Origin of the sequence: Actinomadura spongiicola, assembly GCF_003432485.1 — a bacterium.
GTDB classification, from domain to species: domain Bacteria; phylum Actinomycetota; class Actinomycetes; order Streptosporangiales; family Streptosporangiaceae; genus Spirillospora; species Spirillospora spongiicola.
Genome location: NZ_QVNQ01000003.1, coordinates 172577 through 186199, shown reverse-complemented (window position 1 = coordinate 186199; position 13623 = coordinate 172577). Strand labels below are relative to the sequence as shown.

The window sequence follows — 13623 nt, the reverse complement described above, 5'->3', positions numbered from 1 at the left end:
GGGGCCGCGGGCGGTCAGAGGCCGAGCAGGCGCAGCCCGGCGGCGACGCCCGCCGCGACGACCAGCACGACCAGGAACGGGGCGCGCAGCGCGAGCGCGACGGCGGCCGTGCCGAGGCCCGCCAGGCGGGCCGCGTCGAACTCCAGGTTCCTGCCGTCCGCGAGCGCCTGGACGGCGATCAGCGCGGTCAGCAGCGCCACCGGGACGAGTTCGGTGAACCGCCGCACCCGGGGATCGTCCAGGACGCGCCGCGGGGTGACCAGCCCGCCGAGCTTCAACGCGTAGCAGCCGAGCCCGGTGGCGATCACCGCGATCCAGGTGCTCATGACCTCTCCGTCCGGGTGATCAGGGCGGGCAGCGCCGCGACGGCGGCCAGCATGACGGGCACGCCGGGCGGCAGCAGCGGCGTCGCCGCGATCGCGATCACGGCCGCCGCGACCGCGACCCGCACCTGGCTCGCCCCGGACGTCAGCCGCGGCCACACCAGCCCGAGGAACGCGGCGGGGCCGAGGACGTCCAGGCCGACGACGTCGGGGTCGCCGAGGCGGGCCGCGCCCGCCGCGCCGAGCAGCGTGGTGGCGTTCCAGGCCAGGTAGAGGCTCACCGCCGTGGCGTAGAACCCGGTGCGGGCCGCCGCGCGCCCGCGCTGCGCGGTCGCCACGGCCGTGGTCTCGTCGATGACGACGTGCGCGGTGAGGAGCCGCCGCCAGCCGCGGACGCCCAGCGTGTCGGCCAGCCGCATCCCGTAGAGGGCGTTGCGTCCGCCGAGCAGCACCGCGCCGAGCGACCCGGCGACGAGCCCGCCGCCGCCTCCGACCACCCCGGCCAGCGCGAACTGGGACGCGCCGGTGAACGCCAGCAGGCTCAGCACGCACGCCTGCGCGACGGTGAGGCCCGCGGTGACCGCCGCCGCGCCGAACGCGAGCCCGGACACGCCCACGGCGATCCCGACTCCCACCCCGTCCCGCACGGCGGCCCTGCGCGCGCCGCCGTCGGGCGCGTCGACCTCCTCGTCCTCGATGACGCTCATGCGCCCGACGGTAGGGCGGCGGCCGTTCCGCAATCTTGAACGTTCTTGCACCGGACCGGCGTGGTCAGCGTGGTCGCCGGGCGTCGGCGGCGTCGAGACCGGTCTCGATGACCGCGGTCATGATCCGGGCGAGGCGCTCGGGGCCGAGGGACGGGGCGCGCACGGCCATCGCCTCGACGATCTGCCGTTCGCGGGCGGGGTCGCGCCCCGCGAAGCCACCGACCGGCTTGAGCCGCTGCACGACGGCCGCGACCGCGGCGCGGCGCTCCAGCAGGGCGGCGAGCGCGGCGTCGAGGCCGTCGATCGCGGTCCGCGCCTCGCCGAGCGTGGTGATGGTCTCGGCGGACGGCAACGGGACGCGCAGCTCACCGGGTTCGCCGGAACGGCCGCAGGCCGGACAGGACGCGGCGGGCTCGGCGGAGTCGATGACCTGGTCGTGCATGGCGGTTCCCTCTCGTGCGGCGGCCGGCCGCGCAGGGGAGTCCGTGCCCGGGGCCGCTCCGATCAACAGAAAAGGCAGAACCCGAGAAGGGCTCTGCCTGGCCGGCTCCGGGTCGTCGCGTCAGGTCGCGGCGTCGGCGGGCTCATCCGGAGCCGGCCGCGTAAACCTGAAATGGCGACGTTCCACGGACCCGATCGTATGTCGGGACGCCGGGTGCCAGTCAAACCGTGGACGGATCATCTCGCAGATTGAGACATTCCCGATAGTATGTCCCGTCATGGGGGACGAGGTCGCGCACTATTTCCGGCATCCGGCACTGCCGGAGGTCGATCTCCTGCGGGCCCGTTACGTCACCCACCGGTTCGCCCGCCACACCCATGACGGGTACGTGTTCGGCGTCATCGACGCGGGCGTGGAGGAGTTCGAGCACCCCGGCGGCGTGCAGCGCGCCGGACCCGGATCGGTCGTCGTGGTCAATCCCGGCGTCGTCCACGGCGGCCACGCGGGCGTGGAGGAGGGCTGGGCCTACCGGGTGATCTACCCGCCGGTCGACGTCGTCGCGGACGTGGCCGCCGACCTGGCCGCGGACCGGATCGCGCGGACCGGCACGCCCGTGTTCCCGGCCCCCGTCCTCGACGACCCGGCCGTCGCCGGTCTGCTGCGGGCCGTCCACCGGGCCGGGGAGAAGGGCGACGCGCTGGCGGCGTCCACCCTGTTGCGGACGACTCTGGCGCGGCTGCTCACCCGGCACGCCCACGGACTCCGGGTCAGGGGCGGGCCCGTCGGCATGCCGCGCGCCGTCCGCGAGGCCCGCGACATCCTGCACGCGAACCTCCTTGACCCGCCGTCGCTGGAGCGGCTGGCCGAGGCCGTCGGCACCCGCCCGTTCCCGCTGTTGCGGGCGTTCCGCGACACGGTCGGCCTGCCGCCGCACGCCTACCTCAACCAGGTGCGCGTGCGGGAGGCGCGCGTCCTGCTGGACGGCGGCCTGCGGCCCGCCGAGGTCGCGGCCCGCACCGGGTTCGCCGACCAGGCCCATCTGACCCGGCACTTCAAGCGCACCCTCGGTGTGCCTCCGGGCGCCTACCGTAGTGCCCGGACGTTTGGGCGCGTCGGGGCGCGTGGGACGGAAGAAGCGAGTTAGGCTCTCATGCACCGCGTCGTCCCGGCCCCCGCCGGGCCGGCGATCTTCCCCCGGGACCGAGTTCTCGACACGTACCGCTTAGGTACGTGGGCGGTCGCATGCGACGAGCAGGAGGCGCAGCAGGCATGGCCGACTCTTTCGTTCATCTGCACGTTCATACCGAGTACTCCATGCTCGACGGAGCCGCCCGGTTGAAGCAGATGTTCGACGAGGTCGGGCGGCAGAAGATGCCCGCGATCGCCATGACCGACCACGGCAACATGCACGGCGCCTACGACTTCCACAAGCAGGCGACGGCGGCCGGGGTCACCCCGATCATCGGGATCGAGGCGTACATGGCGCCCGAGTCCCGGTTCCACAAGAAGAAGGTCCAGTGGGGCGAGCCGAGCCAGAAGCGCGACGACGTCTCCGGCGGCGGCCTCATCAACCACATGACGCTGTGGGCGCGGAACAAGGCGGGCCTGCACAACCTGTTCAAGCTGTCCAGCCGCGCCTACACCGAGGGCTTCGTCTTCAAGTACGCCCGCATGGACGAGGAACTCCTCGCCGAGCACGCCGACGGGATCATGGCCACGACCGGCTGCCCGTCCGGCAAGGTCCAGACCCGGCTGCGGCTCGGCCAGTTCGACGAGGCGCTCAAGGCCGCCGCGACGTTCCAGGACATCCTCGGCAAGGAGAACTACTTCCTGGAGCTGATGGACCACGGGCTGGAGATCGAGCGCCGCGTCCGTGACGGCCTCATCGAGATCAGCAAGAGGCTGAACATCCCGCCGGTCGTCACCAACGACTCCCACTACACGCACGAGTCGGAGGCCACCGCGCACGACGCGCTCCTGTGCGTGCAGGTCGGCAAGCAGCTCGCCGACCCCGACCGGTTCCGGTTCGACGGCTCCGGCTACTACCTGAAGACGGCCGAGGAGATGCGCGCCATCGACTCGTCCGACATCTGGGCCGAGGGCTGCCGCAACACCCTCCTCATCGCCGAGCGGGTCGAGCCCGAGGGGATGTTCGAGTACAAGGACCTCAGCCCCCGCTTCCCCGTCCCGGAGGGGGAGACGGAGGAGTCCTGGTTCCGCAAGGAGGTCTGGAAGGGCCTGGAGCGCCGCTTCCCGGACGGGCTGCCCGACGGGTACAAGGAGCAGGCCGAGTACGAGATGGGCGTCATCCTCGGCAAGGGGTACCCGTCCTACTTCCTCGTCGTCGCCGACTTCATCATGTGGGCCAAGGAGAACGGCATCCTCGTCGGCCCCGGCCGCGGCAGCGCCGCCGGATCGCTGATCGCCTACGCGATGGGCATCACCGACCTCGACCCGATCCCGCACGGGCTGATCTTCGAGCGGTTCCTGAACCCCGAGCGCGCGTCGATGCCCGACATCGACATCGACTTCCCTGAAGATCGGCGCGCCGAGGTCATCAAGTACACGACGGAGAAGTGGGGCGCCGACAAGGTCTCGTTCATCGCCACGTTCGGCACCATCAAGGCGAAGGCCGCCATCAAGGACGCGGGCCGCGTCCTCGGCTTCCCGTACGCGCTCGGCGACCGCATCTCCAAGGCGTTCCCGCCCGCCGTCATGGGCAAGGACATCCCGCTGTCGGGCATCTTCGACGACAAGCACCCCCGCCACGGCGAGGCGGGGGAGTTGCGCAAGCTGTACGAGGAAGAGACCGACGTCAAGCAGATCATGGACCTGGCGCAGGGCCTGGAGGGCCTGATCCGCCAGACCGGCGTGCACGCCGCCGGGGTGATCATGTCCGGTGAGACGATCACCGACCACATTCCGATCATGCGCCGGGACGCCGACGGCGCGATCATCACGCAGTTCGACTATCCGACCTGCGAGTCGCTCGGCCTGCTGAAGATGGACTTCCTGGGCCTGCGGAATCTGACGATCATCGACGACGCGCTGCGCGGCATCAAGAAGAACAAGGGCACCGACGTCGACCTGCTCGCCCTTCCGCTGGACGACCAGCCCACCTACGACCTGCTCGCCCGCGGCGACACCCTCGGCGTGTTCCAGTTCGACGGCGGCCCGATGCGCTCGCTGCTCCGGCTGATGAAGCCGGACAACTTCGAGGACATCTCCGCCGTCGGCGCCCTGTACCGGCCCGGCCCGATGGGCGCCAACTCCCACACCAACTACGCGCTCCGCAAGAACGGCCAGCAGGAGATCACCCCGATCCATCCGGAGCTGGAGGAGCCGCTCAAGGAGATCCTCGACACCACCTACGGCCTGATCGTCTATCAGGAGCAGGTGATGGCGATCGCGCAGAAGGTGGCGGGCTACACGCTCGGCAAAGCGGATCTTCTCCGCCGCGTCATGGGCAAGAAGAAGAAGGCCGAGCTGGACGCCCAGTTCGTCGGCTTCGAGCAGGGGATGCTCGACAACGGCTTCTCCAAGGAGGCCGTCAAGACGCTGTGGGACATCCTCGTCCCGTTCTCCGACTACGCCTTCAACAAGGCGCACTCCGCCGCGTACGGCCTGGTGTCCTACTGGACGGCCTACCTGAAGGCGAACTACCCGGCCGAGTACATGGCGGGGCTGCTCACGTCCGTCGGCGACGACAAGGACAAGAGCGCCCTCTACCTGTCGGAGTGCCGCCGGATGGGCCTGAAGGTCCTGCCGCCGGACGTCAACACCTCCGAGGCCGACTTCACCCCGCTGGGCGACACCGAGATCCGGTTCGGGCTGTCGGCGGTCCGCAACGTCGGCGCGAACGTCGTGGACGGCATCGTCGCCGCCCGTAAGGAGAAGGGCGCCTACACCGACTTCAACGACTTCCTCAACAAGGTCCCGCCGATCGTGTGCAACAAGCGGGTCGTGGAGTCGCTCATCAAGGCCGGCGCGTTCGACGAGCTCGGCCACCAGCGCAAGGCGCTGCTGATGGTGCACGAGCAGGCCATCGACTCGGTCATCGACATCAAGCGCAAGGAGGCCGTCGGCCAGGACTCCCTCTTCGGCGCGCTGGAGGACGACGGCGCGGACGACGCGTTCGCCGTCGCCATCCCCGAGGGCGAGGAGTGGGACAAGACCACCCTGCTCGCCTTCGAGCGCGAGATGCTCGGCCTGTACGTCTCCGACCATCCGCTCCTCGGCGTGGAGCACATCCTGGAACGCGAGGCCGACTCCACGATCGCGGTCCTGAACGAGGGGGAGCGCCCCGACGGCCAGGTCGTGGTGCTCGCCGGGCTCTTGTCGGGCCTCCAGCGGAAGGTGACGAAGCAGGGCAACTCGTGGGCCATGTTCCAGCTGGAGGACCTCGGCGGCTCCATCGAGGTGATGTGCTTCCCGTCGTCCTACCAGCTGTGCTCCACGCTCCTCGCGGAGGACGCGATCCTCGTCGTCAAGGGCCGCCTGGACCGCCGCGAGGACGTCGCGAAGATCATCGCGATGGAGGTCACCCAGCCCGACCTGACCATCACCGACGCGACGGGGCCGTTCTCGGTCACGATGCCCCTCGGCCGGTGCACCCCGCCGACGGTGTCCCGGCTCAAGGAGGTCCTGATCACCCACCCGGGCTCCGCCGAGGTGCACCTGCACGTCCAGAACGGGCCCCGCACGACCGTCGTCCGCCTGGACGACAGGCTCCGCGTGGCCCCCTCACCCGCCCTGATGGGCGACCTGAAGCAGCTCCTCGGCCCTTCCTGCCTGGGCTGACCCGAACGCCGAACCGCCAGGTCGGCCGATCAGGCGGGCCGGCCCCCGATCAGGGGGTCAGAGCGGCGGCGCTCAGTTCGGACCGCCAGTCGACGAAGCGGCCGAGACCGTCGAAGCGGGCGCGGGCGGTGGCGCCGCCGGGGAGGAACGCCTCGGTCAGCAGGTCGGTCTGCCGGTACGGGACGCGGTGGTGGGACAGGAACCCGGCGAGGGTGAGGCGCGGCTCGTGCGGGAACAGGCTCGTCGCGTTCGCCAGGAGGCGGGGGAGGGGGACGGGGTCCCACCGGGCGGCCGGGGCCTGCGGGTCGTCCACATGCAGGTAGGCGGAGCCGCCGTCGTATCCGGCGCCGATGTACCCGCCGCCGCCGAGGACGCCGCCCGCGGCCATCGCGATCAGCTCCCCGCCGTGCCCGGCGGGACCGTCGTACCAGGACAGGTCGACCTCGGGGGTGGTGAACTCGGGGATGCCGAGACGTTCGCCGACCGTCCGGACGGCGAGGGTGGCGCCGGCGGCGGGGTGCGCGGCGCCGAACTGCGGGTTGGCCCAGCCCCACAGCCACGTGCGCTCGCGGGCGGCGTAGCTGCCGAGCAGCGAGACCCTGACCGTGACGCCGCCGCTGGAGTAGGTGCGGGCGGTCAGATCGGCACTCCAGTCCTCGCGCGGCAGGAACTCGGCGAGCGTCTCCTGCTGCTGCAGGACGACGGCCGCCAGCGCGGCGCCGAGGCGTTCGAACGCGGGGCTGAATCCGGACATGTCGGGCACATTATCCCAGGGGTCGAGCCGCTCGTGGGGCGTATCGGACAGGCTAGGCTTTCGCTGTCAGAGGACGTGCAACGAGGAGCGTACGAGGTGCGGGAACCCACCGGCAGGCTCTCGGCGGCGAGGTTCTTGATCGTTTGGGTGGGGTCGGCCGTCATCATCGCGCTGACGGGCCCGCTCGTGGGGGTTCTGTGGGCGAAGTCCATCCCCGAGGTCATGTACGTCATAGTCCAAGGTGAGCCTTTGCTGGCCGATCCGGAAGGTCAGGGGCCCATCGGCATCGACGCGCGGTTCGCTGTGATCGCGCTGGTCGCCGGGCTGCTGTCCGGGGTGGCCGCCTACCTGGCGGGCGGGCGCGGCAACGACATGGCGCTGCTGCTGGGGCTGACCGTGGGCGGCGGGGCCGCCGCGGTCCTCGCCTGGAAGACCGGCCACATGATCGGGCTCGGGGAGTTCCAGGACGCGGTCCGGACGGCCCGTGACGGCTCCCGGGTGACCGGGGTCGCCGACCTGCGCGCCAAGGGCGTCCTCGTCTTCTGGGCGCTGCCCGCGGTCGCCGTGTACGGGCTGCTGGAGCTGTTCGTCCGGCGGCTACCCGCGGCCGATCGCGGCGAGCCGGGCGCCGGTGAGGCGGACGAGGTCGGCGGGGACGAGCTCGATCTGGAGTCCGCGCCTGCCGGCCGAGACGTAGACGGTCGCGAGCCCTGACACCGACGCGTCGATCACGGTCGGCAGCCGCCTGCGCTGCCCGAGCGGGCTGATCCCGCCGACGACGTACCCGGTGGCGCGCTCGGCGTCGCGCGGCTCGGCCATCCGCGCCCGCTTGCCGCCCGTCGCCGCGGCGAGGGCCTTCAAATCCAGGCTGGACGACACCGGGACGACGCCGACGGTGAGCCGCCCGTCGACCTCGGCGAGCAGCGTCTTGAAGAGCCGGTCGTGCGGGACGCCGAGCGCGTCGGCGGCCGCCTTCCCGTACGACTCGGCGTCCGGGTCGGGCTCGTAGGCGTGCAGCGTGAACTCGATCTTCGCCTTGGCGGCGGCGAGGGTCGCCGGTGTGCCGCCCTTACGGGTGCCGCTCATGGCAGCAGTCTGCCGTGCCCGGTCAGTTGGGGTTGAACGACCCGTCCAGGAACTGCCCCGCCGGGATCATGGGCAGGACGTCCAGGATGCGGTTCTCCCTGGCCAGCAGGTCGCCCTCGCACTCCAGCCGCAGCGCCGCGTCCTCGCACTCCAGCAGCCGCTGCTTCTCGTGCCCGTCCAGGACGAGCGACGCGGCGATCACGTAGGACAGCGCGACCGGGTCGTCCGGCGGCTCGCCCTTCTCGAACGAACCGGCGCCCGCGGTGGCCAGCCGCCGCCGGTACAGCCGGAACAGCCGCCGCACGCGCAGCGCCGCGGGCTCCGGGTCGGGGCCCGGCTCCTCCGGAAGGTATTCCACCTCGCCCTGTAGGTATGGCCGTGAGCGGTCCAGCTCCTTCAGCCGGAAGCGCCGGGCGCCGACGGTCACCACGTCGTACCGGCCGTCCGGATGCCGCCTCGCGTCCCGCAGTTCGGCGACGCAACCGATCTCGGCGAGGCGGTGCGCGGAGCCCTCGCCGACCTCGTGGCCGAGTTCGATGCCGACGACGCCGAAGCCGCGCGGCTCGGGGCGTTCCAGCAGGTCGCCGATCATGCTGAGATAGCGGTCCTCGAACAGGTGCAGCGGCAGCATCAGGCCGGGAAACAGCACGGTGCCCAGCGGAAACAGGGCGAGCCGCTCTGTCACTGTCTCTCCCACGTCGTGGGCGCCGCCGGGAAGCGCCTTTCCGCGACAGCCTACGTCCTCTCCGATGATCTTGGTAAGGCGTGATTTTTCACAGTGTGAAGCGGAAGTCATCGCGCGGTAGCGTCGGCGCATGAGGATGCTGGTCGTGGACGCCTTCGCCGACCGTCCCTTCACCGGGAATCCCGCCGGCGTGTGCCTGCTCACGGACGCCGCCGAGCCCGCCTGGATGCAGCGGGTCGCCGCCGAGATGAACCACTCGGAGACCGCGTTCGTCCGTCCCGTCGACCCGGGCGAGGGCGCGGACTTCGAGCTGCGCTGGTTCACGCCAAGGGTGGAGGTCGCGCTGTGCGGCCACGCCACCCTGGCCTCCGCGCACGCCCTCTACGAGACCGGCGTCGCGCGGCCCCGCCGCCCGGTCCGGTTCCGGACGCTCCACAGCGGCGTCCTCACCGTCACCCGGGACGAGACCGGCAGGCTGTCGATGGACTTCCCGGCCTGCCCGCCCGAGCCCGTCGAGCCCCCCGAGGGCCTCGCGGCCGCGCTCGGCGTCCGCGTGGACGGCGTCGGCCGCAACGTCCAGAACGACCTGATCGTCGACGTCGCGGACGAGACGGTCGTCCGCGACCTGGCCCCCGACGTCCGGGCGCTCGCCGAGATCGACGCCCGCGGCGTGGCGGTCACCGCGGCGGCCGACCCGGGGCGGGGGTACGACTTCGTGTCCCGGTTCTTCGCGCCCCGCGTCCTGCCCGGCGACGCGGAGGACCCGGTCACGGGCTCGGCCCACTGCGCCCTCGGCCCGCACTGGGCGCCGCGCCTCGGCCGCGACGCCCTCACCGGCCACCAGGCGTCGGCGCGCGGCGGACACGTCCACCTCGTGCTACGCGGCGACCGCGTCGTCCTGAGCGGGACGGCCGTCACGGTTCTGGACGGTGCCCTACGAACCTGAGAGCCCTACGAACCTGAGCCCTACGAACCTGACCCACGGGTGGGACTCCGTAGACTGGACGGGTGATTTCCCGTATTGACCTGCGCGGCTCGCTGCCCGGCGACCTGCGCTCCGTGCTGCCCCGCGCCGAACTCGACGTCGAGGCCGCCCTTGAGAAGGTGCGGCCCATCTGCGAGGACGTGCGCCATCGCGGCTCGGTCGCCGTGCGGGAGCACACCAAGGCCTTCGACGGGGTCGAACTGGAGACCCTCCGCGTTCCGGTCGCCGAACTCGACCGGGCCCTCGCGGGCCTCGACCCGGCCGTCCGGGACGCGTTGGAGGAGTGCGTTCGCCGCGCCCGCGCCGTCCACCGCGCGCAGCGCCGCACCGACGTCACGACGCAGGTCGTGCCCGGGGGAACCGTCACCGAACGGTGGATCCCGGTCGGGCGCGTCGGCCTGTACGTGCCGGGCGGACGGGCCGTGTACCCGTCGAGCGTCGTGATGAACGTCGTCCCGGCGCAGGAGGCGGGCGTCGGATCGCTCGCCGTCACCTCGCCCCCGCAGCGCGAGCACGGCGGGCTGCCGCACCCGACGATCCTGGCGGCGTGCGCGCTGCTCGGCGTGGACGAGGTGTACGCGGCCGGCGGCGCGCAGGCGATCGCGATGTTCGCCCACGGCACCGAGGAATGCCCCCGCGCCGACCTCGTCACCGGGCCCGGCAACGTGTACGTCGCCGCCGCGAAGCGGCTGCTGAAGGGCGTGATCGGCATCGACGCCGAGGCGGGGCCGACCGAGATCGCGGTGCTCGCCGACGCGACGGCGAGCCCGGTGGACGTCGCCGCCGACCTGATCAGCCAGGCCGAGCACGACACGCTCGCCGCGGCCGTCCTCGTCACCGACTCGGTGCGCCTGGCCGACGAGGTGGAGACCGAGCTGAAGGCGCAGGTCGCCCGGACCAGGCACCATGAGCGGATCACCGAGGCGCTCGCCGGGCGGCAGTCCGGCATCGTGCTCGTCGACGACGTCGAGGCCGGGTTGAAGGTCGTGGACGCCTACGCCGCCGAGCACCTGGAGATCCAGACCGCGGACGCCGCCGCCGTCGCCGCCCGGGTCCGCAACGCCGGGGCGATCTTCGTGGGGCGGCACGCGCCGGTGTCGCTCGGCGACTACCTGGCCGGGTCGAACCACGTCCTGCCGACCGGCGGGTGCGCCTGCCACTCGTCGGGCCTGTCGGTCCAGTCGTTCCTGCGCGGCGTGCACGTCGTCGAGTACGACCGGGACGCGCTCGCCGAGGCGACCGCCCGCGTGGTCGCGCTCGCCGAGGCCGAGGACCTGCCCGCCCACGGCGCCGCCCTGAAGGCGCGCTTCGACTGGGAGGTCCCGTCGTGACCTCGCTCGACGATCTGCCGCTGCGGGACGACCTGCGCGGCCGGGAGCCCTACGGCGCGCCGCAGCTGGACGTCCCGTACGCGCTGAACACCAACGAGAACCCGTACCCGCCGTCCGAGCGGCTCGTGAAGGCCCTCGGCGAGGCCGTCATGGACGTCGCCGGAACCCTGAACCGCTACCCCGACCGGGACGCCGTCGCGCTCCGCGAGGACCTCGCCGCGTTCCTCAACGGCGACACCCCGGGCGCGGACCTCACCTCCGCGCGGGTCTGGGCCGCGAACGGCTCCAACGAGGTCCTCCAGCAGATCCTGCTGGCCTTCGGCGGGGCGGGCCACGCCGCGCTCGGCTTCGAACCGTCCTACTCGATGCACCCGATCATCACCGGGGTGTCGGGGACGCGGTGGATCGACGCCCACCGCGACGAGGACTTCGGCCTCGACCCCGGCCGCGCCGTCGCCGCCGTCGAGGAGCACCGTCCCGACATCGTGTTCCTCACCTCGCCGAACAACCCGACCGGCACCGCGCTTCCGCTGGAGGCGATCGAGGCGGTCCTGCGGGTCGCGCCGGGCATGGTCGTCGTCGACGAGGCGTACGCGGAGTTCCGCCGCACGGAGACGCCGTCGGCGTTGACGCTGCTCGACGCGCATCCCCGGCTGATCGTCACCCGGACGATGTCCAAGGCGTTCGCGATGGCGGGAACCCGGCTCGGGTACCTGGCCGCCGCCCCCGCCGTCGTCGACGCGCTGCTGCTCGTCCGGCTGCCGTACCACCTGTCGGCCGTCACCCAGGCGGTGGCCCGCACGGCCCTCGCGCACGGCGAGGAACTGCTCGGCGGCGTCGAGGCGCTGCGCCGCGAACGCGACGACCTGGTCGCGTGGCTGCGCGCGGAGGGTCTTCGGGTCGCCGACTCCGACGCCAACTTCGTCCTGTTCGGAACGTTCGACGACCGCCGGAAGGTCTGGGAGGCGCTCCTCGACCGCGGGGTCCTGATCCGGGAGGTGGGGCCGCCCGCCTGGCTGCGGGTCAGCGTCGGCACCCCCGAGGAGATGGCCGCGTTCCGCGCGGCCCTGACAGAAGCACTGAAGGAGAGCCTGTGACGCGCAAGGGACGAGTCGAGCGCGGGACGGGGGAGACCCAGGTCCTCGTCGAGATCGACCTGGACGGGACCGGGCGGGTCGACGTCGCGACCGGCGTGGGGTTCTTCGACCACATGCTGGCCCAGCTCGGCAAGCACGGGTCGTTCGACCTGACCGTCAAGACCACCGGCGACCTGCACATCGACAGCCACCACACGATCGAGGACACCGCGATCGCGCTCGGCCAGGCGTTCCGGGAGGCCCTCGGCGACAAGGTCGGCATCCGCCGTTTCGCCGACGCGTCGGTCCCGCTGGACGAGGCGCTCGCGCAGGTCACCGTGGACGTGTCAGGGCGCCCCTACCTGGTGCACACCGAGCCCGCCGGCATGGCCCCGATGATCGGACCCGAGTACGACACCACGATGACGCGGCACGTGTTCGAGTCGTTCGTGTCGAACGCCCGGGTGGCGCTGCACGTCCACGTCCCGTACGGGCGCAACGCGCACCACATCGTCGAGGCCCAGTTCAAGGCCCTGGCCCGCGCGCTGCGCGACGCGGTGGCGTTCGATCCGAAGGTGCACGGCATCCCGTCCACCAAGGGGGCCCTGTAGCCGTGGACATCGGCGGCCTGCACTTCACCTACGGCACCGTCGCGGTCTTCGCGGTGGCGGTGTTCCTGCTGGCGGGCGTGTACAGCTTCGTCAAACAGGGTCTCAAGATCGCCGCGTTGATCGTGCTCGTTCTCGCCGCGCTCGTCTTCACCGGGGGCGTGATGTGGCTGTGAACGTCGTCGTCCTGGACTACGGCTCCGGGAACCTGCGCTCGGCGGAACGCGCCGTCGCCCGCGCGGGCGCGGACGTGACCGTCACCGCCGACTGGGACGCCGCGCTCGCCGCGGACGGCCTGGTCGTGCCCGGTGTCGGCGCGTTCGCGGCGTGCATGGCGGGGCTGCGCTCGGTCCGCGGCGACCAGATCATCGGCCGCCGTCTCGCCGGTGGACGGCCCGTCCTCGGCATCTGCGTCGGCATGCAGATCCTGTTCTCCAAGGGCATCGAGCACGGTGTCACCACGGAGGGCTGCGGGGAGTGGCCGGGCACGGTCGACCGCCTCAAGGCCCCGGTCGTTCCGCACATGGGCTGGAACACCGTGGACGTCCCCGACGGCTCGGTCCTGTTCCGCGGCGTGGAGGACGAGCGGTTCTACTTCGTCCACTCCTACGCGGCGCGAAGCTGGGAGCTGGAGCCGGACCGGTCCGAGGTGATCGCCGCGCCGCTGGTCACCTGGGCCGAGCACGGCGACCGTTTCGTCGCCGCCGTGGAGAACGGCCCGCTGTGCGCCACCCAGTTCCATCCGGAGAAGTCCGGGGACGCGGGCACGGCCGTCCTCCGCAACTGGCTGACCACGCTCGGCTGAGCACTTCCATCACTACTGCCT

Annotated in this window: 15 protein-coding genes; 9 read left to right on the top strand and 6 right to left on the bottom strand. The window is 72.0% G+C overall.

Annotated elements, in window-relative coordinates; translation table 11 throughout:
- Nucleotides 1-14: 14 nt before the first annotated feature.
- The 3 genes from D0T12_RS09570 to D0T12_RS09560 form a co-directional block, all read right to left on the bottom strand.
- The gene (locus D0T12_RS09570; protein WP_117399155.1) at nucleotides 15-326 is read right to left on the bottom strand and encodes an AzlD domain-containing protein; all 312 of its coding nucleotides are present in this window, start codon (nucleotides 324-326) and stop codon (nucleotides 15-17) included.
- Nucleotides 323-1030, bottom strand: coding sequence for an AzlC family ABC transporter permease (locus D0T12_RS09565; RefSeq protein WP_117399154.1), 708 nt, complete (start codon nucleotides 1028-1030; stop codon nucleotides 323-325). Before D0T12_RS09565 ends, D0T12_RS09570 begins: the two co-directional genes overlap by 4 nt.
- A gap of 64 nt (nucleotides 1031-1094) precedes the next feature.
- Nucleotides 1095-1472 (bottom strand): chorismate mutase, encoded by a 378-nt coding sequence (locus D0T12_RS09560; protein WP_117399153.1) that lies wholly within the window; start codon nucleotides 1470-1472, stop codon nucleotides 1095-1097.
- A 277-nt stretch (nucleotides 1473-1749) separates the two neighbouring features.
- Here D0T12_RS09560 and D0T12_RS09555 point away from each other — a divergent pair, with 277 nt between their 5' ends.
- The gene (locus D0T12_RS09555) at nucleotides 1750-2616 is read left to right on the top strand and encodes an AraC family ligand binding domain-containing protein (protein WP_117399152.1); all 867 of its coding nucleotides are present in this window, start codon (nucleotides 1750-1752) and stop codon (nucleotides 2614-2616) included.
- A gap of 125 nt (nucleotides 2617-2741) precedes the next feature.
- Nucleotides 2742-6272, top strand: a complete 3531-nt coding sequence (gene dnaE / locus D0T12_RS09550; protein WP_117399151.1) for a DNA polymerase III subunit alpha — start codon at nucleotides 2742-2744, stop codon at nucleotides 6270-6272.
- 49 nt (nucleotides 6273-6321) lie between these two features.
- Here the strand turns inward: dnaE and D0T12_RS09545 are convergent, their stop codons facing one another.
- Complete coding sequence (locus D0T12_RS09545) at nucleotides 6322-7026, bottom strand: DUF6882 domain-containing protein (protein ID WP_117399150.1); 705 nt, start codon at nucleotides 7024-7026, stop codon at nucleotides 6322-6324.
- Between the two features lie 96 nt (nucleotides 7027-7122).
- Here D0T12_RS09545 and D0T12_RS09540 point away from each other — a divergent pair, with 96 nt between their 5' ends.
- A complete protein-coding gene (locus D0T12_RS09540) occupies nucleotides 7123-7740 on the top strand; it encodes a hypothetical protein (protein ID WP_233525940.1) in 618 nt (205 codons plus the stop codon).
- Here the strand turns inward: D0T12_RS09540 and ybaK are convergent.
- Together ybaK and D0T12_RS09530 are read right to left on the bottom strand one after the other, a co-directional pair.
- On the bottom strand, nucleotides 7624-8112 hold the full coding sequence (ybaK, locus tag D0T12_RS09535; protein ID WP_117399149.1) for a Cys-tRNA(Pro) deacylase: 489 nt from the start codon (nucleotides 8110-8112) through the stop codon (nucleotides 7624-7626). The two genes, D0T12_RS09540 and ybaK, sit on opposite strands and share 117 nt — an antisense overlap.
- A 22-nt stretch (nucleotides 8113-8134) precedes the next feature.
- Nucleotides 8135-8797 (bottom strand): LON peptidase substrate-binding domain-containing protein, encoded by a 663-nt coding sequence (locus tag D0T12_RS09530; protein ID WP_117399148.1) that lies wholly within the window; start codon nucleotides 8795-8797, stop codon nucleotides 8135-8137.
- Between the two features lie 130 nt (nucleotides 8798-8927).
- Between D0T12_RS09530 and D0T12_RS09525 the strand changes: the two genes are divergently transcribed.
- The 6 genes from D0T12_RS09525 to hisH all read left to right on the top strand — a co-directional run bounded on the left by D0T12_RS09525 (nucleotide 8928) and on the right by hisH (nucleotide 13602).
- Nucleotides 8928-9743, top strand: coding sequence for a PhzF family phenazine biosynthesis protein (locus tag D0T12_RS09525; RefSeq protein ID WP_117399147.1), 816 nt, complete (start codon nucleotides 8928-8930; stop codon nucleotides 9741-9743).
- Between the two features lie 62 nt (nucleotides 9744-9805).
- Nucleotides 9806-11113, top strand: coding sequence for a histidinol dehydrogenase (gene hisD / locus D0T12_RS09520; RefSeq protein ID WP_117399146.1), 1308 nt, complete (start codon nucleotides 9806-9808; stop codon nucleotides 11111-11113).
- Entirely contained in the window at nucleotides 11110-12210 is a 1101-nt protein-coding gene (locus D0T12_RS09515) for a histidinol-phosphate transaminase (RefSeq protein WP_117399145.1), read from the top strand. The genes hisD and D0T12_RS09515 overlap by 4 nt, the downstream gene beginning before the upstream one ends.
- Entirely contained in the window at nucleotides 12207-12800 is a 594-nt protein-coding gene (gene hisB, locus D0T12_RS09510) for an imidazoleglycerol-phosphate dehydratase HisB (RefSeq protein WP_117399144.1), read from the top strand. The genes D0T12_RS09515 and hisB overlap by 4 nt, the downstream gene beginning before the upstream one ends.
- 2 nt (nucleotides 12801-12802) lie before the next feature.
- Nucleotides 12803-12973 carry a hypothetical protein gene (locus D0T12_RS35865; protein WP_199487391.1) on the top strand — a complete coding sequence of 57 codons (171 nt, stop codon included), beginning with the start codon at nucleotides 12803-12805 and terminating at the stop codon, nucleotides 12971-12973.
- A complete protein-coding gene (gene hisH / locus D0T12_RS09505; RefSeq protein ID WP_117399143.1) occupies nucleotides 12964-13602 on the top strand; it encodes an imidazole glycerol phosphate synthase subunit HisH in 639 nt (212 codons plus the stop codon). The genes D0T12_RS35865 and hisH overlap by 10 nt, the downstream gene beginning before the upstream one ends.
- Nucleotides 13603-13623 lie beyond the last annotated feature (21 nt).